Here is a 22,817-nt window from a genome sequence, read left to right as displayed (position 1 = left end):
TCAGCCGCAATGGAATCAAAAGTTGCCCTGCCTGTTGGCATTTCAAAAGGGCCTCCTGAAGCTCTGACAAATAGTTTATCTCCGTCAGGATCGGTTGATGTCAGGTCAAAGGATACTTCGCTTCCGGCCACAACACAGTAATCGCGAAGGGGTGGGTTAACAGGCGGATTATTGGTTGAATTATACACATTGATTTGCATGTCGCGTGTCACCGAACCGATCAGAATACCGTTCCGCCATTTGTTTACCTTCATGGCAACATTGTATATACCGGTATCTACCGGACTGTCCCAGACCAGGTCGCCGGTGATCGGATTGACATAAAACGTGTCACTTGCAGTGGGGAAAGTATAGCCTGCAATGGGTTTGCCGTTTTCTTCGGTGCAAACGGTAAGTTCATACGACAGGCTATCGCCTTCCATATCGAATGCTCCCGGATTATGAATAAAAAGCCTGCCCTTTGCCGCTTTATCAATGGGTGGGTTCAACAGAACAGGTGCGCTGGCCCCTCCTGTTAATGGACTGATTACCAGCTTTGTTTTAATGGAAAAGATTACATTCACTGAATTGGGAATGTTCTTCACCCCATAATTCCGGTTAGGATCCTGAACCACAATTTCATAAATTCCCGGGCCCGGAAAGGTATGCTGAACGATATACGTATTGTGAAAATAAAAATTCGGAAGAACCACTTTACTTTTGCGGTCTGCTATGGATTTTGTATTGTCTCCCCACTGCACTTCCAGTTGAGGCCTGTCGGCTGCACTCAACGTGTAAGTGAATGTATTGATGGTAATTTCATAGGTAAATCCCGAAATCAGCCGGTAGGTAATTTCTCCTGCCCGGTTATGTGTTGCCCATACAGTAAGGCTAAACAGCAGATATAGGATCATACCTGCAAGCCACTTTCTAATCTTATTGAATTGATAATGATTCATATACCTGGTCCTATATCGAGCGTGCAGGTTGGTGATTCGTAGGTCATCTGATATCCGTGCTCATTTCCGTCGCAGGAAAAGATTACCAGATTGGTTTGATCGGGAAAAACATCCATCAGCAAATAATTGGTCATGTCGGCTCTCGAAAACTTTCTGGAAGGGGTGGCCTGAAGTTTTATCCACATTACATCTTGTTCGTCGGTTTTTTCGATCCTTTCGGTAACTCTGAACCGGACGGTATCGGAACGGTCGATTACAAGCCAGGCCATTGTATTTACATATTTTTCTATAAAGTAGTTGCTTTGCACGCTGTCCTGAATGGCTTTTTCGTTCCATTGGTCACCGTAATGATGAAAGGCCATCAGGTAAAAATCATCCCTGAAGATTTTCCAGAGGCAATGAAACGAATTTTCCGGCTCGCTGTACTCAATGTTAAGAACAGAGTAGTGCACCGGATGAAGCGATAGTGCCCAGAATGCAGGGAACAGCATAAATCTGAAAAAATACAGCATGATAGTCATACCCGTATTGGAATAAACAAAGGTAATACAATTCGTGCTGTTTATAAAGATATTGTCAGGTCTCGTTGTTCATCATTCCCCGTCAGGCCTTTTAAAGAATGTATCTTGTCTTCATGTATTATCCTCTGCTTCATTAGTCAATAGAAACACAAAAAACATTTAAACAACTTGTTTCTATTGACTTATCGAGGTAATCCCGACGTATAAAATCTGATTAGATTTTATTAGTCGATTCTTCACTTGAGTTTTTCAATTGACGAATTCCTCTGAAAATAATTTTGCTATAGCCTGGTTGAATTTGGTAATTCATGGTACTTGGGATTATTTACAAATTTGTATGACCATGAGGGGATACCCGGAGAGAAAAACAAAAGACCTTACCGGGAATAATTTATCTTTGAAAAGGAAAATGCAGAGGTATGACCTGGGCCGATGCCTTAAAAGGGTTTGAATTCTATCTGAGGCTGGAGAAATCTCTATCGCAAAACAGTATTGAAGCCTATCTGGCCGATGTAAGAAAGCTTTGTTCTTTTGCCGGAGGCATGGCTGGTCCTCTTGCCCCGGAAGAGGTCAATACGGAGCTTATACGCGAAATGCTCCGTTTTTTTAAAGAAGCCGGATTGACGGAACGGTCGCAGGCCCGCATTGTATCCGGAATCAAGGCATTTTACCGCTACCTGCTGCTCGAAGGAGTTATCAGAGAAGATCCCTCAGAACGGATTGAGGCGCCGAAGATCGGACGAAAATTGCCTGAGGTACTCACCATCAGCGAAATTGATGCCATGGAGAATGCCGTGGATCTGAGCAAACCGGAAGGACACAGAAACCGCGCAATGATTGAGGTTATGTACAGTTGCGGATTAAGGGTATCTGAACTGGTGAACCTCAGGATATCGCATATTCACCGGAAAGACGAATACGTCAGAATACTGGGAAAAGGGAACAAGGAACGTCTTGTGCCGATCGGATCGCGTGCCCTGAAGGAAATTGACCTGTACCTTCCCTGGAGAAATCATCTGCCTTCTATTGACCCGCGCGACTCAGACATTCTTTTTCTGAACCGTAACGGAAAAAAACTTACCCGGGTAATGGTTTTTCTCATTGTAAAGGATCTGGCTGAAAAAGCGGGCGTCAGGAAGCAGATCAGTCCCCATACTTTCCGTCATTCCTTTGCCACCCATCTTATTGAGGGAGGTGCCGACCTGCGGGCTGTGCAGGAAATGCTCGGGCATGCGTCCATACTTACCACGGAAATATATACCCATATCGACAAGGAATATCTTCGCGATGCAATACTGCGATTCCACCCGCGGGCAGGAAATCATTCATAAGACTCTGCCAGGTGAGAAGAGAATTACAAATTTTTGCCTACCTTTGTAATTCAATTTTTTAAGCTGAAAAGCATGTAAGTGCTTAATTGTTAAATCTTTATAATTATTATCCTATGAAGAAATATGTGTATTATTTTGGCGGGGGTAAGGCTGACGGCCAGGCCGACATGAAGGAACTCCTCGGTGGAAAAGGAGCCAATCTGGCCGAAATGGTGAATCTCGGATTGCCTGTACCTGCTGGTTTTACTATTACAACTGAGGTTTGTACCTACTATTACGAAAACAACAAGCAGTATCCTCCTGAGCTGAAAGACCAGGTGCTGGAAGCACTGGCCAAGGTGGAAAAAGAAATGGGGGCAAAGTTTGGTGATAAAGACAATCCCCTTCTTGTATCCGTTCGTTCAGGTGCTCGCGCTTCCATGCCGGGTATGATGGAAACCGTGCTCAATGTAGGGCTGAATGATGTAACCCGTGAGGGGTTGATCAAGAAAACGGGGAATCCTCGTTTTGTTTATGATTCCCAGCGCCGTCTCATCCAGATGTACTCAGATGTTGTGATGGAAAAGGCAGCTGGTATTGAACCGGAAGAAGGAAAAGGAGTGCGCGTGCAACTCGAGCATGAACTCGAAAAAATGAAGAAAGCCCGCGGCGTTAAGAGCGATACCGAACTAACTGCCGACGACCTGAAAGAACTTATTGTTATTTATAAGAACAAGGTAAAGGAAGTTCTCGGAAAACCCTTCCCGGAAGACGCTATGGAACAGCTCTGGGGCGCAATTTCTGCCGTATTTCAGAGCTGGAACGGAAAACGTGCTATTGCTTACCGGAGAATTGAAGGAATTCCCGACTGGTGGGGAACTGCTGTGAACGTTCAGTCAATGGTGTTCGGAAATATGGGCGACACCTCTGCTACAGGAGTTGCCTTTACCCGAAACCCGGCAACCGGTGAAAACTATTTCTATGGTGAATGGCTACCCAATGCTCAGGGTGAAGACGTTGTGGCAGGTATCCGTACCCCCAATCCGATCAACGAAGTTGGCAAGAGCTCCCATAACCAGCATCTGCCTTCTCTTGAAACAGCAATGCCCGAAGCTTACAAACAGCTTCATGAAATCCAGAAGCGGCTCGAATCGCATTACAAAGATATGCTCGACATCGAGTTCACCATACAGGAAAAGAAGCTTTATATGCTGCAGTGCCGTGTTGGTAAGCGGAACGGGACAGCTGCCGTGCGTATGGCGTTGGACATGTTGAAGGAAGGACTTATTGATGAAAAGACAGCTGTATTAAGGGTTAATCCCTCTCAGTTGGACGAACTCCTCCATCCTCTGCTTGATCCGAAAGCTGAAAAGAGTGCCGCTGTTCTTGCCAAAGGTCTTCCTGCCGGTCCGGGTGGTGCTGCCGGCCAGATTGTCTTTACGGCCAATGATGCTGTTAACTGGGCAAAAGAAGGGAAAAAGGTGATTCTGATCCGCGAAGAAACCAATCCCGAAGATATTGAAGGAATGCGTGCAGCCCAGGCTGTTCTTACAGCCCGTGGAGGGATGACCAGCCACGCTGCTCTGGTAGCCCGCGGATGGGGTAAATGCTGTATCGTAGGAGCCGCTGATGTAAAAATCAATTTCGCCCAGAAAACCGTCTCCATGGGTAATAAAACCCTCAAGGAGGGTGATTGGGTTTCACTCAACGGAACCAAAGGTCTTGTTTATGAAGGGAAACTCCCGATGGTTGATGCTTCAGAAAACAAAGACTTTGTTGAGTTTATGAAGATTGTTGATAAATACAGGAAACTGAAGGTTCGCACCAATGCCGATACCCCTGAAGATGCTGCCAAAGCCCGTGAGTTTGGGGCAGAAGGAATCGGACTGTTCCGTACCGAACATATGTTTTACGGGAAGAACAGCGAACAGCCCCTGTTCAAGCTCCGGAAAATGATTATTTCGAAAACCGAAAAGGAACGCAGGGCTGCTCTGGATGAACTCTTCCCGCACGTTAAGGAAGATGTGAAAGCTACGATGGCTGTGATGGATGGACTTCCTGTTACATTCCGTACCCTTGACCCGCCGCTGCATGAGTTTGTTCCCAACCGTCAGGATGAAAGAGAGAAGCTGGCAAAGAGCCTGAACATCTCTCTGGAAGAATTCAACAAGCGTGCTGATCTCCTTCATGAAAATAACCCCATGATGGGACATCGCGGAGTGCGCCTCGGAATTACCTATCCGGAAGTTACCGAAATGCAGGTTAGAGCTATTTTCGAAGCAGCTGCTGAACTGATCAAGGAAGGTAAGAAAGCGCATCCGGAAATTATGATTCCCGTTACCTGCGTGAATACTGAGCTGAAACATCAGTATGAGATCATTCAGAAAGTGTATGCCGAAGTTTGCCAGAAATTCGGTCTGAAGGAAATTCCTTATATGGTTGGTACCATGATTGAAATTCCGAGAGCTGCCATTACAGCCGACAAGATGGCCGAATATGCCGAATTTTTCTCCTTCGGGACCAATGACCTCACTCAGATGACGTATGGATTCTCAAGAGATGATATCGGCTCTTTCCTGCCGCATTATCTTGAGGGCAAGATCCTGCCTTTTGACCCGTTCCAGCAGATTGACCGCGACAGCGTTGGTGAACTTATGAAGATTGCCTGCGAACGGGGTCGCTCGAAGAGACCCGATATTAAACTCGGTATCTGCGGTGAACACGGCGGTGAACCCAATTCGGTGGAATTCTGCCATATGATTGGTTTAACCTACGTAAGTTGTTCACCTTTCCGTGTACCTATCGCGCGCCTTGCTGCTGCCCAGGCGGCCATCAAACATTCCAAATAAACCTTCCATAAAGGTTCATACATCCATCAGGCGGTTCGTTTGAACCGCCTGATTTTTTTATCCCGGATTGTGCGTTGGGAGCGCAGGCAACCTGATATGTAGTGCGCTGGTGTTAGCTCAGGCATCAGGGTTTGTTACGATGAATCAGGTGAACACGGCCTTCTGTATCACCCATCAGAAAATTCATAATACGGGTTATTTGAAGTTGATAAGAACATTTTGTATTGCCCGTCAGTAAGCAAAAACAGAAAATGCATATTTATGAAATTTGTATGAGTATTTTTTCAATTTAGATTTTGAAAATAAAGAACTTTATTCTTTTTTTGTTATGCAGAATGGAATTAATATTGTACTAAAAATTTCGGGTGTATGATCGATCTGTCAGTTTATGGAATTCAATCGGCTGGTAAGATTTATTACAATCTTTCCTATGAGGATCTTTTCCGCTTCGAGACGGATCCTTCCCTCACGGGTTGGGAAAAGGGATATATAACCAGTCTGGGTGCTGTTGCTGTTGATACAGGGGAATTTACAGGCCGCTCCCCAAAGGACAAATATGTTGTGAAGGAACCACAGACTGAACAAAACGTGTGGTGGTATGCGAAGGAAAAGAAAGGTTCTGATAATAAGCCAATTACTCAGGAAGCATGGGAATACCTGAAGAAAATAAGCGCACGTCAGCTTTCGGGCAAAAATCTTTTTGTGGTTGATTGCTTTGCCGGAGCCAATAAGAAAACACGGCTTTCAGTACGGTTTATTACGGAAGTTGCCTGGCAGGCACATTTTGTTAAAAATATGTTTATCAGGCCGGAACCTGACGAACTAAAAGAATTCCAACCCGATTTTGTGGTTCTGATGGCGTCAAAATGTCGCAACGACCGGTACAAGGAGTTTCAAATGAACAGCGATGTTTATGTGGCATTCCATCTTACCGAGCGGATGGCGCTTATTGGTGGCACCTGGTATGGCGGAGAAATGAAAAAGGGAATTTTTTCCGTAATGAATTATTTTCTGCCTCTTCAGGGAATTGCCAGCATGCATTGTTCGGCCAACATGGGCAAACAGGGTGATGTGGCTATTTTCTTTGGTTTGTCAGGAACGGGCAAGACAACGCTTTCAGCCGACCCTGAACGGCTTCTGATAGGAGATGACGAGCATGGCTGGGATGATGAAGGAATCTTCAACCTGGAAGGAGGGTGCTATGCAAAATGTATCAACCTTGATCCTTCGAAAGAACCTGATATTTACAGGGCTATTCGTCGTGATGCCCTGCTGGAAAATGTCGTCATTGATGAGAAAACCGGAGAAGTAGATTTTTCCTCTGCCGCCAAAACGGAGAACACACGTGTTTCTTATCCGATTTATCATATTCCCAACATTGTTAAACCTTTTTCACGGGCAGGGCATCCGCAGAAGGTGATTTTTCTCACGGCCGATGCTTTTGGCGTGCTTCCTCCCGTGGCCTTGCTGAACGAAGAACAGACCGCCTACTATTTCCTGAGCGGCTATACCTCAAAACTTGCCGGAACAGAGCGGGGTATTGTTGAACCACAGCCAACCTTTTCTGCCTGTTTCGGTCAGGCTTTTCTGATGCTTCATCCGTCGGTTTATGCCCGTCAGCTGACGGAAAAGATGAAACAACATGGTGCCAGGGCCTACCTTGTAAATACTGGTTGGACAGGAGGCTCTTACGGAACCGGACACCGGATGGACATCACCGTAACCCGCAAAATCATTACGGCTATATTGAACGGGACACTTGATAAGGTACCTTTGCACCGGCTTCCTGTTTTTGGACTGGAAATACCGGCGCAGCTGCCCGGCATCGATCCGGCTATTCTTGATCCGCGAAATGCCTGGGAGGATAAGCAAAAATGGCACGAAACAGCAGAACAACTGGCCCGAAGTTTCATGGCAAATTTTGCTAATTTTGCTGACACTCCTGAAGCCCAAAAAGTAATCAAAGGCGGGCCCGAAATGGATTGAAAGGAGTGATTTTTTAAAGTGGTAACTGTTTCCGTTTATGATGGTCTTTCTGTTGGTTATAGCATTTATTGTAGCTTATCTGCTGGGGTCTATTCCAACTTCCGTATGGATAGGCAAATGGTTCAGAGGTATTGATGTAAGGGATTACGGCAGTGGAAATGCCGGAGCTACCAATACAATGAGAGTCCTTGGGGTAGCGTTGGGCATCCCGGTAGTCATCATTGACATCGCCAAAGGGTTTCTTGCGGTTCAGCTTTCTTTTATCCATTCCGGTTTTCTGGAAATATTCCCTGATATTGTTGTACTACAGCTTATTCTGGGAGCTTTTGCTGTTCTTGGCCATATCTACCCTGTATTTGCGGGTTTCAGAGGAGGGAAGGGCGTAGCCACACTGTTCGGTGTTATCCTTGCTGTTCATCCTGCTATTACCCTGATGGCCATCGGAGTGTTCCTGGTAGTTCTGCTGATGGTTAAAATTGTGTCGGTAAGCTCCATGGTGGCCGGAATTTCTTTTCCGGTTTTTCTCTTCCTGTTTTACCCGCACTCACCGCTTTCGCTGAAAATTTTTTCTGTTGCCGTGGCGATTCTGCTGCTTTATACCCACAGAACCAATATCCGGCGGTTGGTGAGGAAGGAAGAACCCAGGGCCACTTTCCTGTTTGGTGAAAAAAAACGCGATGAAGGAAAACTATCCGAATAATACGTTAAGCCGGTTGGTCAGATCTTTTGGATCAATATTTTCCTTCAGTTCTCCGTTCAGTGCAAAGGAAATACTTCCGGTTTCTTCTGAGACCACGATAACAAAGGCATCCGTTTGTTCCGAAAGTCCCAGTGCGGCGCGGTGACGAAGACCCAGGTGTGCCGGAACATCAGGATTTTCTGTAAGAGGGAAAATACATCCCGCAGAATATATCTTATCTTCTGCTATGATCAGTCCGCCGTCATGCAGGGGATTGTTCTTAAAGAAAATGCTCTCAATCAGTCTTTCAGTAGTATTGGCATTGATAATTTCTCCTGTTTCTGCATACGTCTGGAGAGACGAATTCCGCGTGATGGCAATCAAAGCACCTGTGCGTGTTTCTGAAAGGGCTATGCAGGCATTGACGATTGCTTTGATCTGGACTTTATGCGCTGCCTCAATGTTCCACGAAAAAAGGTTTTCCAGGCTAAAGCGCCGTGTCATGTATCGTGTTCCGATCATCAGGAGAAACCTTCGTATTTCCTGCTGAAACACAATGATGAGCGCAATTACGCCAACTCCCATTACCTGCCCGAGCAGGGTGCTCATAAGCTGCATATTCAGCGCCTTGACAACCAGCCAGAAAAGATAGAGTACGAAAATTGCCACAAATATATTTATGGCCACAGTTCCTTTCATAAGATGGTACAACTGGTACATAAGAAAGGCAACGAGCAGGATGTCAATAATATCAAGGACACGAACCGTAATAAAGAACGGTGAAATCAAATTTTCCATCATTTGGTGCGCACTTAAATGTATTATTTCCCTTTCTGATCCGTATTTGCTTTCTTGAGAAAACTCACAAGGCGGATGGCCTCGGAAGCTGGTTTTACATCATGGACCCTCAATACCGAAGCACCTCTGAGGAGGGCAATGGTATGCAGAACGGTGGTTCCGTTAAGAGCTTCTTCGGGGGTGCACGCAAGAATTCTGTGGATCATGCTCTTGCGGGAAATTCCCGCTACCACGGGAAACCCAAGAATTCTGAATGCATCAAGATTTTCCAGCAAAATATAATTGTGCTCAAGGGTTTTTCCAAAACCAAATCCCGGATCAATAAAAATATCATGAACATGGTATTTTCTGACAAGCTCTTCCGTCTTCAGGGCAAAAAAGGCCAATATATCCTGCACCACGTCCTGATAAACAGGATTTTTCTGCATTGTTTGCGGAGTGCCCTGCATATGCATCAAAAGATAAGGGATCTTGCATTCGGCAACCGTTTGAAACATGTCGGGGTCCATATTTCCAGCCGAAATATCATTGATCATGTCCACTCCATATTCATAAACCGCTTCCTTTGCGATGGAGGCCCTCCATGTGTCAACTGAAAGCACGGCATCGGGAAAGTTTTTTCTCAGAACCTGAAGGGCAGGGAAGAGTCTCCGGCGCTCTGTGTCTTCGTCGGGTTGCTCAGCGCCGGGCCTTGTTGAACAGGCTCCGATGTCCAGAATATGCGCTCCTTCCTTTAGCATGGTTTCGGCACGCAGGATGAGCTCTTCGTGGCTGTTTACACGGCTTCCCTGATAAAAGGAATCAGGGGTAAGGTTAATGATTCCCATAATCAGGGGAGAATCAATATGGACGAGTTTTCCTCTGAAATTACAGGTCTTTTTTACCGGAAAAAATGTATTTTTATGCGCCATCATATGTTTTCGACTCCAAAAATACAATTTATTCAGTGAATGAATACAGGATCAGCAAGGAAAGGGAAGTTCCTGGTTATTGAAGGCCTCGATGGTTCAGGCAAATCAACGCAGGTGCAATTGCTCAGGGAGTATTTTGAGGCAAAAAATATTGCTTACCGTTTTCTCCACTTCCCGCGCACTGAAAGTCCGTATTTCGGAGAACTGATAGCAATGTTTCTGAGGGGAGACCTTGGATCTCTTCACGAAGTGCACCCCAAGCTGGTAGCTATGCTGTATGCCGGCGACCGGTACAATGCCTCCGGACAAATCAATGAATGGCTTGGAAAGGGATATCTGGTTCTGGCCGACCGCTATATGCATTCCAACATAGCTTACCAGTGTGCCAAGATCCCTTCGCATGAAGAACAACGGCAGCTAAGTGATTGGATCAGAAAACTGGAATATGAATACTGGAAAATTCCTGTGCCTGACCGGGTAGTGTATCTGAATGTACCTTTTGATTTTATTGAGGGAAATCTTGCCGGAACCCGCAACGGCAAAGACAGGGCGTATCTTAAGGGAGGAGAAGATATTCATGAAGCCGACCTTGAATTTCAGCGCAGGGTAGGAGATGTTTATCTGCGGCAGGCCTCTTCTGACCCCTCCTTCGTTGTTTTGAACTGTGCCGATGCATCGGGAAGAATGAAACTCCCGGATGAAATATTTGCTGATCTTTTGCAATTGCTTGTTAATCAAAAAATTTTAATTGAAAAATAGTCCTATGCGAGCACTCCGATTCATTTGTCGCATTCTGCTGGGCCTTGTGTTTATTTTTTCCGGATTTGTGAAGGGCATTGATCCCATGGGCTCTGCGATCAAATTCAGCGAGTATTTTTCTGCCTTTCATCTTGGCTTTTTAGGGAATTTCTCCCTCCTGTTTTCCGTTCTTCTGGCGTCGGCCGAATTTATTATAGGTATTGCCCTTTTGCTGGGGCTGAGAATGAAAATTGCTTCCTGGGCGGTGTTTCTTTTTATGTCGTTCTTTACCATTCTCACCCTGATCCTCGCTCTGACCAACCCTGTATCAGATTGCGGGTGTTTCGGCGATGCCATCAAACTCACCAACTGGCAAACCTTTCTTAAAAATGTGGTTCTTATGGTGCCGGTAATGATGGTGTTCCTTTCGAGGAACAAATTTCCCGTGCGCTATAAGCCTTTCGGAGAATGGGTTACCCTGGGAATTCTTTATATTGGAATATTGCTGGTTATAAGGTACTGTTACTTTTATCTTCCTGTTATTGATTTTCTTCCTTACCGGACGGGAACCAACATTCCCAGGGCCATGGAAATTCCTGAAGGAGCCCCTCAGGACGAATACAGAACCATATTGTATTACCAGAAGGATGGCGTAACAAAAGAATTTACCCTGGAAAATTACCCATGGCAGGACTCAACCTGGAAATGGGTTGATACAAAAACCATTCTTATTAAAAAAGGGTATGAACCTCCCATTCACGATTTCCGTTTCACTGACCCGGACGGAAATGACATAACTGATCGGATACTTTATGACACAAAATACGTATTTCTGCTCATATCGCCCAATATGCAGAAGGCAAATGTGGCCGGAATACTCAAGGCAAATGCTTTAGCCGATTTCTGCAATGGCGGTAACTGCTCCTTTTATGCGCTTACAGCTTCTCCTATATCGGAGATCAGACAGTTTACCGAAAAGAACAATCCCGGGTTCCCCTTTTATCATGCTGACGAAACGACCCTGCAAACCATGATCCGCAGTAACCCTGGCCTTATGCTTATAAAGGACGGAACGATAGTTGCAAAATGGAGTTACCGGGAATTTCCGGAGGCTGAACGGCTGAAAAACGATATTCTCGGGTATGCTGTGACGTATTACAGGGAAAAACGAGAATCATTAACCAAAACCATACTGATCCTCACCCTGCTTCTTACCCTGGCCGTAATTAAAATTCTTCAGCTGAATTTTGACCGGCGTGATTAATGGTGCAGCCCATGGTGACTGGCAGGTTGGCATCGTAGTCATTGTTAGTTCACCCTGGCAAAGCTTGTAAAAAGATGGTTCGTTTTGTTATACAGCGTTTTTTGCAGGCTATTCCTGTTCTGTGGGGAGTAATTACCCTGATTTTTGTCCTTTTTCAGATCATTCCGGGCGATCCTGCCCGCATGGTTATGGGGCAAAGAACCGACAGCGCTTCGCTCGAAATGATACGGGCCGATCTGGGAACCAACCTGCCGGTCGGCGTCAGATACCTGAAGTACCTGAATGACCTGTCACCCGTATCATATCATAATTCCGTGTCTCGGGAATCTCCCTGGTACCTCGATTCATCGCTCTACGCTCCCTTTATCCGGCTCGTTTCTTTTTCGGGCAATGGTGTACTGGTTTTAAAATACCCATATCTGCGGAGGTCCTATCAGTCGCGCAGTGACGTCAGCCTTATGATCAGAAAAACCTTGCCCAATACCATTGTACTGGCAACAGTGGCAATACTGTTTGCCTCCTTTTTGGGCATTTTGCTGGGATTGCTGGCTTCATTGGCAAAGAATTCCTTTGTCGACCGCTTTATCCTTTTTTTTACGGCACTTGGCATTTCCCTGCCTTCCTTTTTTGCCGCCATTCTCATCGGCTGGCTGTTTGCCTTTGTACTGGGTGATATTACGGGACTGAACCTCACAGGAAACCTGTTCGAAATCAGTGATACGGGTGAAGGCGTGAAACTGGTACTGAAAAACATTATTCTTCCGGCACTTACACTGGGTATCAGGCCCTTGTCAGTTATTGTTCAGATGATGCGAGGGGCAATGTCGGAAGTGATGGCGGAAGATTATATACGCACTGCCCGCGCCAAAGGGCTTTCACGATCGCGGATTGTCATGGTGCATGCCTTCCGGAATGCATTGAATCCTGTTATTACCTCGGTTTCCGGTTGGTTCGCTTCCATGCTGGCGGGAGTCGTTTTTGTGGAGTATATTTTTGGCTGGAAAGGATTGGGAAATCTGCTGGTGGAAGCCCTCAACAACTATGATCTTCCGGTTGTCATGGGCGTTGTATTAATCATTGCTTCCCTTTTTGTTTTGATTAATATCCTCACCGACCTGGCGTATATGTGGGCTGATCCGCGTATCAGGCTGAAGCAAAGCTGATATGGCTTTGTTGTTACCTTTCTTCTTTGGGTTAACAGGTTTTTATCATAAATTTGAACATTTCCGGCACAGAATGATTTCTGCCTCCGGATCAGTTATTTTTTGTTTTACAGATAAAACATTTTGATATGAGAAAAAAGATTGTTGCAGGAAACTGGAAAATGAACAAAACCTTGCAGGAAGGAATTGCCCTCGCTCAGGAAGTTGAAAAAATGGCCTCCGGTGTACCCGGTAAAGTGGAACTCATTATTGCCCCTCCTTTTATTCATTTAACTGAGGTTAAAAAACTGCTCGGCAGGGTGAAACTGGGAGCCCAGAACTGTGCATCCGAGGCGTCGGGGGCATTTACCGGAGAAGTCTCTGCTTCCATGCTGGCATCGGCAGAAGTTCAGTATGTCATTATCGGACATTCCGAAAGAAGAAGCTATTACGGCGAAACCAACAGCATTATTAATAAAAAAGTAAGGCTGGCATTGCAGAATCATCTGAATCCCATCTTCTGCTGCGGGGAAGTACTGAGTGAACGTGAAAAAGGAAAACACTTTGATGTAGTAAAGGAACAACTCGAGGAAGGCCTTTTCAATCTCTCCCCCGATGAATTCGGCAAAGTAATTATTGCATATGAACCGGTATGGGCTATCGGAACAGGAGTAAATGCAACCCCTGCCCAGGCACAGGAAATGCATCAGTATATTCGTTCACTGATTGCCCGCAAATACGGCGAAACCGTGGCAAACAATACATCGATACTGTACGGCGGAAGCTGCAAGCCTTCCAATGCCGGTGAACTGTTTGCCAATCCCGATGTTGACGGCGGGCTGATCGGTGGTGCTTCACTTAAAGCCGATGATTTTATTGGCATTGCAAAAGCTTTTTAATGGAACGAACAAGGAAGGCAGGGTTCTTTCTCTGTCTTCCTTTTTTCGCACTACGCAGACCAAGGAATATAGTACAGAAACAAAGGCTCTGAAAAACAGGAGACTGGCGAATGTACATCAAAGCGGGCATACAATTCCGTTCAGACGACAGTTCTTTTACTGACAGGATCATTGCTGCCCTGTCATTCATTGGCTGTGAAGGAATTGAAGAGTCGGCGCATACGATTGATGGCTGGTTCCGGGCTGAAGCTTTTTCAGAAAAAACATTGCGCGAAGTTCTGAGTCCGTTTTTTCGTGAGGACAGCTTTTTCAGCCTGGAGATTGAATCTGTGCCGGAGGTAAACTGGAATGCCGAATGGGAAAAAAACTTTCCGCCGGTGGTCATTAATCAGGACTGCCGGATTCGGGCACCTTTTCATCATTTCCCGGTTGACTGCACGTACGATATAATCATTGAGCCAAAGATGGCATTTGGTACCGGTCATCACGCAACTACCTTTCTGATGCTGGAAGAATTGCTCAAAACGGAAGTGGCCGGAACGAAGATACTGGACGCCGGAACTGGTACAGGAGTGCTTTCAGTCCTTGCTTCCATGCGGGGAGCTTCCCTTGTGTTTGCGTGCGATATTGACAAACATGCCGTGGATAATGCTGCAGAAAATTTCCGGCGCAACAAAATCTCCAATGTCATGCTTATTTATGGTTCTGTAAAGGAAATTTCCGAAACCGGCTTTGACGGCATTCTGGCCAATATCAATAAAAATGTTCTGCTGAGCGAAATGCCGCACTATGCCCATCATATGAAAGAAGGCGGTTTTCTTTTATGCAGCGGTTTTTTCAGAGAAGACGCAGAGGAAATCAGTAAAATGGCTGAAAAAAATTTCCTTGAACTTAGCCACATGTCGGCAAGGGAAGGATGGGCAGCATTGTACTTCCGAAAAAAAACCCAAATCTGATACCTATGCAGAAGTTCCGGTTGTTGCTGGTTTTTTCAGGACTGTTGCTGTCGGCCATGGTCCTGGGGCAGAAGCCCAGGGAATTCAGTCCTGCACCTGAAAAATTTCCGGAGGAACTGCAGACATATTTCAAAGGTTCTTTGTCGGATGAACAGAAACATTTTGTTGACCAGTTTTTAATCACCTGGACCACAGATACTCTTTTTGAAGAAAATCAAAAACTGACTGTGATCGGGCATTTGAACGGAATGCTGAGGCAAAATGCAAGGCTTAACCATCTGATGAAATATCTTCAGATGATTCAGATGTTCCGAACCGATCCGTCGAGGCAGGTTTATTTTGAAGGATGGAAATCGCAGCTTGAGGCATTGCTGGCCGAAAAGAAGCTTCCTGCTTCGCGGCTTACGTATTTTCTCGAAAATACAGATGGATTGATAAAGAGAGGGGAGTTGTTTTCTTCAACGGCACTGATATGGAAAGCAGATTCCACCTTGCTTGATTTTGTTCCCGGCTCCTTTCATATCAGGCTGGGAACTACGCGGCTGGTGTGCCTTTCGGTGCGCGACAGCATTGTCATAGAAAATACCCGCGGGATTTATAATCCGGTGGAACAAAAATGGTATGGTGACGGGGGATTGGTTACCTGGGAAAGGGCAGGATATCCCAGAGATTCGGTTTATGCTGAATTGGGAACCTATACACTGGATCTTACCAAACCGGGATACAGAACCGATTCAGCAAAGCTTGTCCACAAACAGTTCTTTCATTTTCCTCTCCCGGGTGTTCTTACCGATCAGGTTAAAAAGAATACATCACCTGAAATGGCAACCTATCCGGTTTTCGACTCCTACGAAAAAACTTTTGTGATAAGGAGCATTTTCCCCGGATTTGATTTCTCAGGAGGGCTTTCTATGCGCGGTGCAAGGTTGGTTGGCTCCGGCAACAATGTGCAGGAGGCTACACTGAAAGTTTCCCGGAATGATACGTTGTTCATGGTGGTGCGCTCAAATTATATAGCCTTCCGTAAAGAACAGATAATCAGCAGAAACGCCGCAGTTCTGGTTATCATCAACAGGGACTCTCTTTATCACGGAAATATGAATTTCAGTTACCTGCATCCAACCCGCGAAATTTCCGTTACCCGCTCCGACGATATCGGAAGTCAGAGTCCCTGGTTCAACAGCTATCATCAGCTCGATATGCTTTTTGACCAGATGTACTACAAACTAGGGGCAAAAGAAATTCTTTTTACCATGAACAGGGGGGCTTCCATCGGCAATGCCTCTTTCCAGAGCGTTAATTTCTTTAATGGACGCCAGTACGAAGCCTTGCAGGGGGTAGATCCCATTCACCCTCTGGTGGCCGTGCGCAACTTTGTGCGTTACTTTCAGTCATCCGAATTCCCGATCAATGATCTTGCTTCCTACCTTCGCCTCTCTCCTGACCAGACCCAGAAAATGATGTTTCGCCTTGCATCAATGGGGTTCCTCTTTTATAATCCCGAGGATGGAATGGTGAAGGTGAAACCTAAACTGAACAATTTTATCCAGGCCAGTCTTGGAAAAATTGACTATGATGTAATTGATCTTCGTTCGCGCACGGAAGCTCCTCTGGAAAATGCCCGGCTCAATCTTCAGACTTTCGACCTCACAATCAATGGAATACCTTCAATCGCTCTCTCCGATTCACAGAACGTTTTCATTTCGCCTTATCAGGGTTCGATTATAATGAAGAAGAACAGGAGCTTTCAGTTCAGCGGGCGCATTGACGCCGGGTTGTTTACCTTTTACGGCAGTAATTTCTTTTTCGATTACGAACAGTTCAAAATCAATCTTCAGAAGGTTGATTCCTTAAGCATACGTGTGCAGACCGACGAACGGGACAATTTCGGTTTTGCTAAACTGGCCGGTGTAAAGAACATTATTCAGAACCTCACCGGTGATCTCCTGATTGATGATCCTTCCAATAAATCAGGAGTGAAAGGGCTGAAACAATATCCTGTTTTTCAGAGCAGGGAAAATTCCTATGTTTATTTTGACAATCCTGATATTCAGAAGGGCGTTTACGCCCGCGATAAGTTTTATTTTCAGGTATCCCCTTTTGTAATTGACAGCCTCGACCGTTTCAGCAAAAACGATATGCGATTCAGGGGAAAGTTTGTATCGGCGGGTATTTTCCCTGAAATGGAACAAACGCTGGTGCTTCAGCCCGATTATTCGCTGGGGTTCGATATTATTGCCCCGGCTGAAGGATTGCCCATTTACCTGGGGAAAGGACGTTTTTACCGTCAGGCAAACCTGAGCAACAAAGGGCTGACAGGAAACGGTTCATTTGATTATCTCACGTCAACAACCGAATCAGAGGCAATGTTTTTTTACCCCGATTCCCTGAATGCAAAGGCAAAAAGATTTTCTGTCAGAAAGCAACCCGACGGAGGATCATTTCCTGAAACTGCGGGTAACGATCTTACCGTCCACTGGGAACCATATCATGATCAGTTGTTTGCTTACCAGGGGAAAACTCCCTTTACCATGTACGGTCAGCAGGCAACCCTGGCAGGAAATCTGAAACTTGCACCATCGGGACTTTCGGGAAACGGAACGGTTGACCTGACATCAGCGGTTCTTGTCTCCGATCGTTACGCATTCAGATCAGACCGTTTTCTGGCCGATACGGCTTCCTTCAGCCTGCGGTCGGCCAAACCCTCAGTATATACTTTGCTGGCGCAAAACCTGCGAACCGAAATTGACTTCGCCAAACGGCAGGGTACTTTCAGTTCAAATTCCGACTATACCCTTACTACCCTCCCGGAAAATCAGTACATCAGTTATATCGACCAGATGGTGTGGTTTATGGATCAGCAGAAGATCGATCTTCTGTCGGCCAAACCATTTAACACCAAACAGGTACCAGCGCCTTACAAAAATGTGATTGACTCGGTTGATTTTACCCTCACGGGAGCAAGGTATATTTCAGTAAGGAAAGATCAGGATTCTTTGAGTTTTATCTCTCCTAAAGCCACATACGATTACAATTCCAATGTGTTGCATGCCACGGGAGTGCGCTTTGTGCGTGTGGCTGATGCGCTTGTTTATCCCGCTCATGAATTCCTTTCTGTGGCCGAAAAAGCCGATATGCTTCCCATGGATAGTTCCGTGATCATTGCCGATGCAAAAACCAAATTTCACAGGATCCATACAGCAAAGGTCAAAATTGCCAGCCGGTACAAATATTCCGGAAACGGTTGGTACGACTATGTTGACGAAAATAAATCCGTTCAGAGGATTCATCTGACTGAGATTTCAGTTGACGACTCCATCCAGACAATAGCCCGGGGTGAGATTGCTGAAACGGATCAGTTTACTTTGAGCCCGAACTATGCCTACCAGGGTCGGGTTATGCTGAATGCCCGCGACAGGCTTCTCAATTTCAGAGGAGCAGTTATGCTCAACTATGCCTGCGAACCCTTATCCCGGAGATGGGTTGCTTTTGAAACCCGGATCAACCCCGACAGCATTCTGATTCCTGTTTCAGCCCAGCCAATGGACGTGAACAGAAACAATCTGTATGCAGGCATGTTGATGGACAACGACTCGGTTCATGTATATTCAGCCTTCTTCCAGCCAAGAAAGAACTATAAGGACAGTTATATATCAACCTCCGAAGGATATCTGTACTTTGCGAAGGACTCTTCTACCTACCTTGTGGGTTCCCTTGCCAGGATGAAGGATCCTGCTTCTCCGGGAAACCTGATAGCACTGAACCGCAATACATGCCGCTTTCACGGTGAAGGGAAAATAAATCTGAATATTGATTTAGGACAGATGCAATTGCAAGCTGCCGGCAAGGTTTTTCATAACCTTGCGGCCAATATGCCTTATCTGAATCTCACTCTGATTGTTGATTTTCCTTTTCTGGACAAGGCTTTGCAACTCGCTGCAACCGATTTTGACAGCCTTCCCGGAAAAGGAAACATCAGTCTTGGCGATCCGGCAATACGAAAAAATATCACAGAATTAATAGGAGAGGAAAAAACCAAAAAGTTCTACGATGAGATTGTTCTCTATGGCCAGGTGCGATCCTTACCGGTGGAACTGGCAAAAACCATGGTGCTGGGCGATGTTCACCTGCTATGGAACAATAAATCCAATTCGTACCAAAGTTACGGACTCATTGGTGTGCGCAATATCAACGGCCGGGAAATCAATAAATACGTCGAAGGATATGTCGAACTTTACCGAAAAAGGACCGGCGACATTTGCGATATCTTTCTGAAGGCTGATGACAATACCTGGTACTATTTTGGTTACACAAGGGAGGTTATGCAGGCCATTTCCTCGAACCGCGACTTCAATAACCTGCTGCGTGTACTTAAACCGGAGCAGCGCCAGGTGAAGCCGCCAAGAAAAGGAATGCCGGGTTACATTTATATGGTGGCAAGCGATACCAAGATCAGTCAGTTTTTACGCCATTATGAGGATGTGCTCGAAGAGAGAAAGGCCGCTACCCCATCAGAATAAATCGTCCCGCTTTTTTCCCTGAATGGAATTTTTCGTTCTCGGAATTTCCAGCACTTCAACATCCGAAATGTTGGAATGATCAAGTACAAGCCTGACGGCGGTAATGAAGCGGTGCATTCCGTAAATCCCGGCTGCTCCGGGATTAATGTGCAAATGGTTGTTTTGTTTATCGAACTGTATTTTCAGAATATGGGAATGTCCGCATACAACGATGCCCGGATGATACAGCCCGATCCGCTCCTTCATTTCAGATGTATATCGGCCCGGATAGCCTCCGATATGCTGCAGCAATATGGTGAAACCTTCTTCCTGAAAAACGCTGAATTCTTTATATCGCAGGCGCAGGTTATGATCATCTATATTTCCGTACACTGCTCTCAGTGGTTTGAATTTTTCCAGATCGTCCGCCAGCGCAGCCGATCCGATATCACCGGCATGCCAGATTTCTTCTGTTATCTGGAGGAATTCTCTGACCCGGGAATGCAGGTGCCCGTGGGTGTCGGAAATAATACCAATTCGCTTCATAAAATTTGTTTTCCAGAAGGAAGGCGTTGTTTACACAGTGATGAAATTATGAATTATTTTGGTTTTTCAGAGTTTCACTAATTGAATGTACCTTTACGCGCATCAATAACTGCAACCTTCAATTGGTTTTATGCATGTTTTTTATTATCCTGATCTGATAACCGGACCGGCAATCTTGCCTGAACCGGAAGCCCGGCACGGAATAAAATCGCTTCGTCTGCGAAGAGGCGATATAATTGGCATTACCGACGGCTGTGGTACGTTTGCAAAAGCTGAAATATCGGACGATGCAGTTCAGCATTGTGCTTTTCGTGTCATAGATCAGCATACCGAAACCCACCCATCCGGTCCCATGCTCCATATTGCCATTTCTCCTCTGCAACAGCAGGAACGGTTTGAGTGGTTTCTGGAAAAGGCTACCGAACTGGGTGTTGCTGTCATCACTCCGGTTTTATGTGAACGAACGGTTCGTCCGGGGGTAAGAACCGACCGTATGCAGAAGATCATCATTTCAGCTATGAAACAATCAGGAAGATCATGGCTGCCCAGGCTAAACGATCCGGTGCCTTTTATGGAATTCTTCCGTCAGCCTGCGCCTTCACAGCGGTTTATTGCCCACTGCATGGAGGAGACAAAAGAAGAACTGGTTGCCTTAATGGAAGCCGGAAAAGATACCGTCATACTGATCGGACCGGAGGGTGACTTTACCCCATCAGAAGTCAGGTATGCCCTCGAGAACCACTTCCTTCCGGTTAGTCTGGGACCAGCAACGCTGCGTACCGAAACAGCCGGAATTGCTTCTTGTTGTATATTTCGATTCGTTCAACTGCCGGCAACAAAATCCACTACCTGACCAAATTTGCTGACAGGACTATGGTATAGCTCCGTATACCGGCACTTTTTGCAAATAACTGCGGTAAATTTGTTTACCTGCAGATTAAAAATTCTGGTCCAGAATTTTCCGGTTGTGCTGATTTCCCTGAGTTCATAAAATCGGCCTGAACATTTGGGACATTCATAGGAAACAGGTGACTTCATTTTGGTAATGGTTTGGTGAATATCTTTCTTTCTGTTTATTCCGCGCCCTGCTGAAGCGCAGTGAAAGCGGACCTTGCGGCACATTGCGCATAATGAAAGGCGCACGGTGGGTTACATCCTCTTTGGTATATTGTGCAGGAGTTGTTAGCCAGTAGAATGAAGTCGGTTTTATTGTTCATCGTTTTCTTTCGGTTTCCAGCGCCCTGCTTTTTTCAAAGCCTGATCAAGAATCCACTCAATCTGCCCGTTGGTGCTCCGGAATTCATCAGCGGCCCACTTTTCAATTGCCGCCAGCTTCCGTGCATCAATGCGCAGTACAAATGCTTTCTTTTCCGACATTCTGTTTAAAATCTTACGGGTTCAGAGTTCCTGCATTTACCACAGGTCGTGCCGATTCATCCGAACAAAGAACTACCATTAGATTGCTTACCATGGCCGCCTTCTTTTCCTCATCCAGATCGACGATTTTTTTCCCGGCCAGCTGATTAAGCGCCATTTCAACCATTCCCACTGCACCTTCCACAATTTTGCTCCGGGCGGCCACAACAGCGCTGGCCTGCTGACGCCTCAGCATGGCCCCGGCTATTTCGGAAGCATAAGCTATATAGTTTATGCGGGCTTCTATGACATGAATGCCGGCAATTTCAAGCCTTTCTGCTATTTCCTTTTCCAGCTGATGGTTTACTGTATCCCCTGCGGAACGCAGGGTCACTTCTGCCGATTCGTCTTCAAAATTGTCGTACGGATAGGTCCCGGCCAGCTTGCGCAGAGCAGCTTCGCTCTGAACCACCACAAAGTTTTCATACTCATCTACCGCAAAGGCAGCCTTGTAGGTGTCTTCCACTTTCCATACAAGCACAAGTCCGATCATGATAGGATTTCCAACCTTATCGTTAACCTTGATTGGCTTGCTGTCAAAATTCCGGGCACGCAGCGAGATCTTCTTCTTTACAAAAAACGGATTAACCCAGAAAAAACCATTCTTTTTAATGGTTCCCCGATAGTCGCCGAAGAGAACAAGAACCCTTGATTCATTCGGGTTGACAACAACCAGACCCGGCAAAATAAGAATAAAAAGAAACATCGCCGCCAGAAAGGGCCAGATCATCTCCTGAACCGCGGAGTATATAATCCCTGCCAGAAGCAGAGCAAGTACCAGTACTGCCAGGTATCCTGACCATGGCTGAAAAGATTTTTCGGTATTCATAAGTCAGATATTAAAATGATATCAAAAATATATCAGAATTTCAGAATAAAAAATGTTTTACAACATAATTAATTGTCAATAATCGGATTTAAAAAGATCCGGAATTATCAGCGGAAATTCAAAATGAAACTTTTGCCAGGTTGATGGCCCAGCCTACCTTGAAAGGATTGGAACAAATCAATGCATTGGCGGCTGAGATTGGGGAGCACTGATAGATCCCGATAAATTATGGATTCATCAGACTGAAAGATGATGCGTGCAGGACAAATCATGCATCGCAGTATATGCCATGATGGGTGTATCTGGCACTCTATTTTTCCGCAGGTTCTGAACTATTTGTTCAGCACAAGAGCGATACGGAGGAGGTCTTCCACTACGGCCTGCCGCACGTCAAATTCCGGAAGCACTTCCCGGAGAAAGGCCGGGTTCAATGAATTCAACGATATCTCATCAGCATCCCCGGCAGTCATTTCTTCGTCTTCTCCGTTAATATTTACCTTGATGATCAGAGTAGAGCATTGTTTCATCGGCACAAT

General features: G+C 45.7%; 20 protein-coding genes. 11 read left to right on the top strand and 9 right to left on the bottom strand.

What is annotated here, in order from left to right:
• Together GX419_06560 and GX419_06555 are read right to left on the bottom strand one after the other, a co-directional pair.
• A partial coding sequence (locus GX419_06560; GenBank protein NLI24347.1) for a gliding motility-associated C-terminal domain-containing protein occupies positions 1-893 on the bottom strand: 893 nt, incomplete at its 3' end.
• Positions 894-934: 41 nt separating this feature from the next.
• Positions 935-1,459, bottom strand: coding sequence for a hypothetical protein (locus tag GX419_06555; GenBank protein ID NLI24346.1), 525 nt, complete (start codon positions 1,457-1,459; stop codon positions 935-937).
• A gap of 419 nt (positions 1,460-1,878) precedes the next feature.
• On the opposite strand from GX419_06555, the gene xerD reads away from it, so the two are divergent.
• The 4 genes from xerD (at position 1,879) to plsY (ending at position 8,304) form a co-directional block, all read left to right on the top strand.
• Positions 1,879-2,790: a site-specific tyrosine recombinase XerD gene (gene xerD, locus GX419_06550; GenBank protein NLI24345.1), complete on the top strand. Its 912-nt coding sequence runs from the start codon at positions 1,879-1,881 to the stop codon at positions 2,788-2,790.
• Positions 2,791-2,903: 113 nt separating this feature from the next.
• Positions 2,904-5,618: a pyruvate, phosphate dikinase gene (locus GX419_06545; protein NLI24344.1), complete on the top strand. Its 2,715-nt coding sequence runs from the start codon at positions 2,904-2,906 to the stop codon at positions 5,616-5,618.
• A gap of 369 nt (positions 5,619-5,987) precedes the next feature.
• Positions 5,988-7,604, top strand: coding sequence for a phosphoenolpyruvate carboxykinase (ATP) (gene pckA / locus GX419_06540; GenBank protein ID NLI24343.1), 1,617 nt, complete (start codon positions 5,988-5,990; stop codon positions 7,602-7,604).
• 40 nt (positions 7,605-7,644) lie between these two features.
• Positions 7,645-8,304, top strand: coding sequence for a glycerol-3-phosphate 1-O-acyltransferase PlsY (plsY, locus tag GX419_06535; protein ID NLI24342.1), 660 nt, complete (start codon positions 7,645-7,647; stop codon positions 8,302-8,304).
• Here plsY and GX419_06530 read toward each other — a convergent pair.
• Together GX419_06530 and folP are read right to left on the bottom strand one after the other, a co-directional pair.
• Positions 8,293-9,081 carry a TIGR00159 family protein gene (locus GX419_06530; protein NLI24341.1) on the bottom strand — a complete coding sequence of 263 codons (789 nt, stop codon included), beginning with the start codon at positions 9,079-9,081 and terminating at the stop codon, positions 8,293-8,295. The two genes, plsY and GX419_06530, sit on opposite strands and share 12 nt — an antisense overlap.
• Before the next feature lie 23 nt (positions 9,082-9,104).
• Positions 9,105-9,992: a dihydropteroate synthase gene (gene folP / locus GX419_06525; GenBank protein NLI24340.1), complete on the bottom strand. Its 888-nt coding sequence runs from the start codon at positions 9,990-9,992 to the stop codon at positions 9,105-9,107.
• Positions 9,993-10,031: 39 nt separating this feature from the next.
• Here folP and tmk point away from each other — a divergent pair, with 39 nt between their 5' ends.
• From tmk to GX419_06495, 6 genes are all read left to right on the top strand, one after another.
• Positions 10,032-10,751 carry a dTMP kinase gene (tmk, locus tag GX419_06520; protein ID NLI24339.1) on the top strand — a complete coding sequence of 240 codons (720 nt, stop codon included), beginning with the start codon at positions 10,032-10,034 and terminating at the stop codon, positions 10,749-10,751.
• A 4-nt stretch (positions 10,752-10,755) separates the two neighbouring features.
• Positions 10,756-11,994, top strand: coding sequence for a DoxX family protein (locus GX419_06515; GenBank protein ID NLI24338.1), 1,239 nt, complete (start codon positions 10,756-10,758; stop codon positions 11,992-11,994).
• Between the two features lie 74 nt (positions 11,995-12,068).
• Positions 12,069-13,157 carry an ABC transporter permease gene (locus GX419_06510; protein ID NLI24337.1) on the top strand — a complete coding sequence of 363 codons (1,089 nt, stop codon included), beginning with the start codon at positions 12,069-12,071 and terminating at the stop codon, positions 13,155-13,157.
• A gap of 128 nt (positions 13,158-13,285) precedes the next feature.
• On the top strand, positions 13,286-14,035 hold the full coding sequence (locus GX419_06505; GenBank protein ID NLI24336.1) for a triose-phosphate isomerase: 750 nt from the start codon (positions 13,286-13,288) through the stop codon (positions 14,033-14,035).
• Positions 14,036-14,145: 110 nt separating this feature from the next.
• A complete protein-coding gene (prmA, locus tag GX419_06500) occupies positions 14,146-14,991 on the top strand; it encodes a 50S ribosomal protein L11 methyltransferase (protein ID NLI24335.1) in 846 nt (281 codons plus the stop codon).
• Between the two features lie 5 nt (positions 14,992-14,996).
• On the top strand, positions 14,997-19,511 hold the full coding sequence (locus tag GX419_06495) for a hypothetical protein (GenBank protein NLI24334.1): 4,515 nt from the start codon (positions 14,997-14,999) through the stop codon (positions 19,509-19,511).
• Here the strand turns inward: GX419_06495 and GX419_06490 are convergent.
• Entirely contained in the window at positions 19,503-20,036 is a 534-nt protein-coding gene (locus GX419_06490; GenBank protein ID NLI24333.1) for a metallophosphoesterase family protein, read from the bottom strand. The two genes, GX419_06495 and GX419_06490, sit on opposite strands and share 9 nt — an antisense overlap.
• Positions 20,037-20,166: 130 nt before the next feature.
• Between GX419_06490 and GX419_06485 the strand changes: the two genes are divergently transcribed.
• Positions 20,167-20,889, top strand: a complete 723-nt coding sequence (locus GX419_06485) for a 16S rRNA (uracil(1498)-N(3))-methyltransferase (GenBank protein ID NLI24332.1) — start codon at positions 20,167-20,169, stop codon at positions 20,887-20,889.
• Here GX419_06485 and GX419_06480 read toward each other — a convergent pair.
• From GX419_06480 to GX419_06465, 4 genes are all read right to left on the bottom strand, one after another.
• Positions 20,859-21,074 carry a GTP-binding protein gene (locus GX419_06480; protein NLI24331.1) on the bottom strand — a complete coding sequence of 72 codons (216 nt, stop codon included), beginning with the start codon at positions 21,072-21,074 and terminating at the stop codon, positions 20,859-20,861. The two genes, GX419_06485 and GX419_06480, sit on opposite strands and share 31 nt — an antisense overlap.
• A gap of 168 nt (positions 21,075-21,242) precedes the next feature.
• A complete protein-coding gene (locus GX419_06475) occupies positions 21,243-21,413 on the bottom strand; it encodes an Arc family DNA binding domain-containing protein (GenBank protein NLI24330.1) in 171 nt (56 codons plus the stop codon).
• A 13-nt stretch (positions 21,414-21,426) separates the two neighbouring features.
• Complete coding sequence (locus GX419_06470; GenBank protein NLI24329.1) at positions 21,427-22,281, bottom strand: SPFH domain-containing protein; 855 nt, start codon at positions 22,279-22,281, stop codon at positions 21,427-21,429.
• A gap of 332 nt (positions 22,282-22,613) precedes the next feature.
• Positions 22,614-22,817 (bottom strand): hypothetical protein (locus GX419_06465; protein NLI24328.1); only part of this gene is annotated, 204 nt, incomplete at its 5' end.

Source organism: Bacteroidales bacterium (assembly GCA_012517825.1).
Classification (GTDB): Bacteria; Bacteroidota; Bacteroidia; order Bacteroidales; family JAAYUG01; genus JAAYUG01.
The sequence above is the reverse complement of the archived record's forward strand: the minus strand, read 5'-3'. Positions and strand labels throughout refer to the sequence as shown.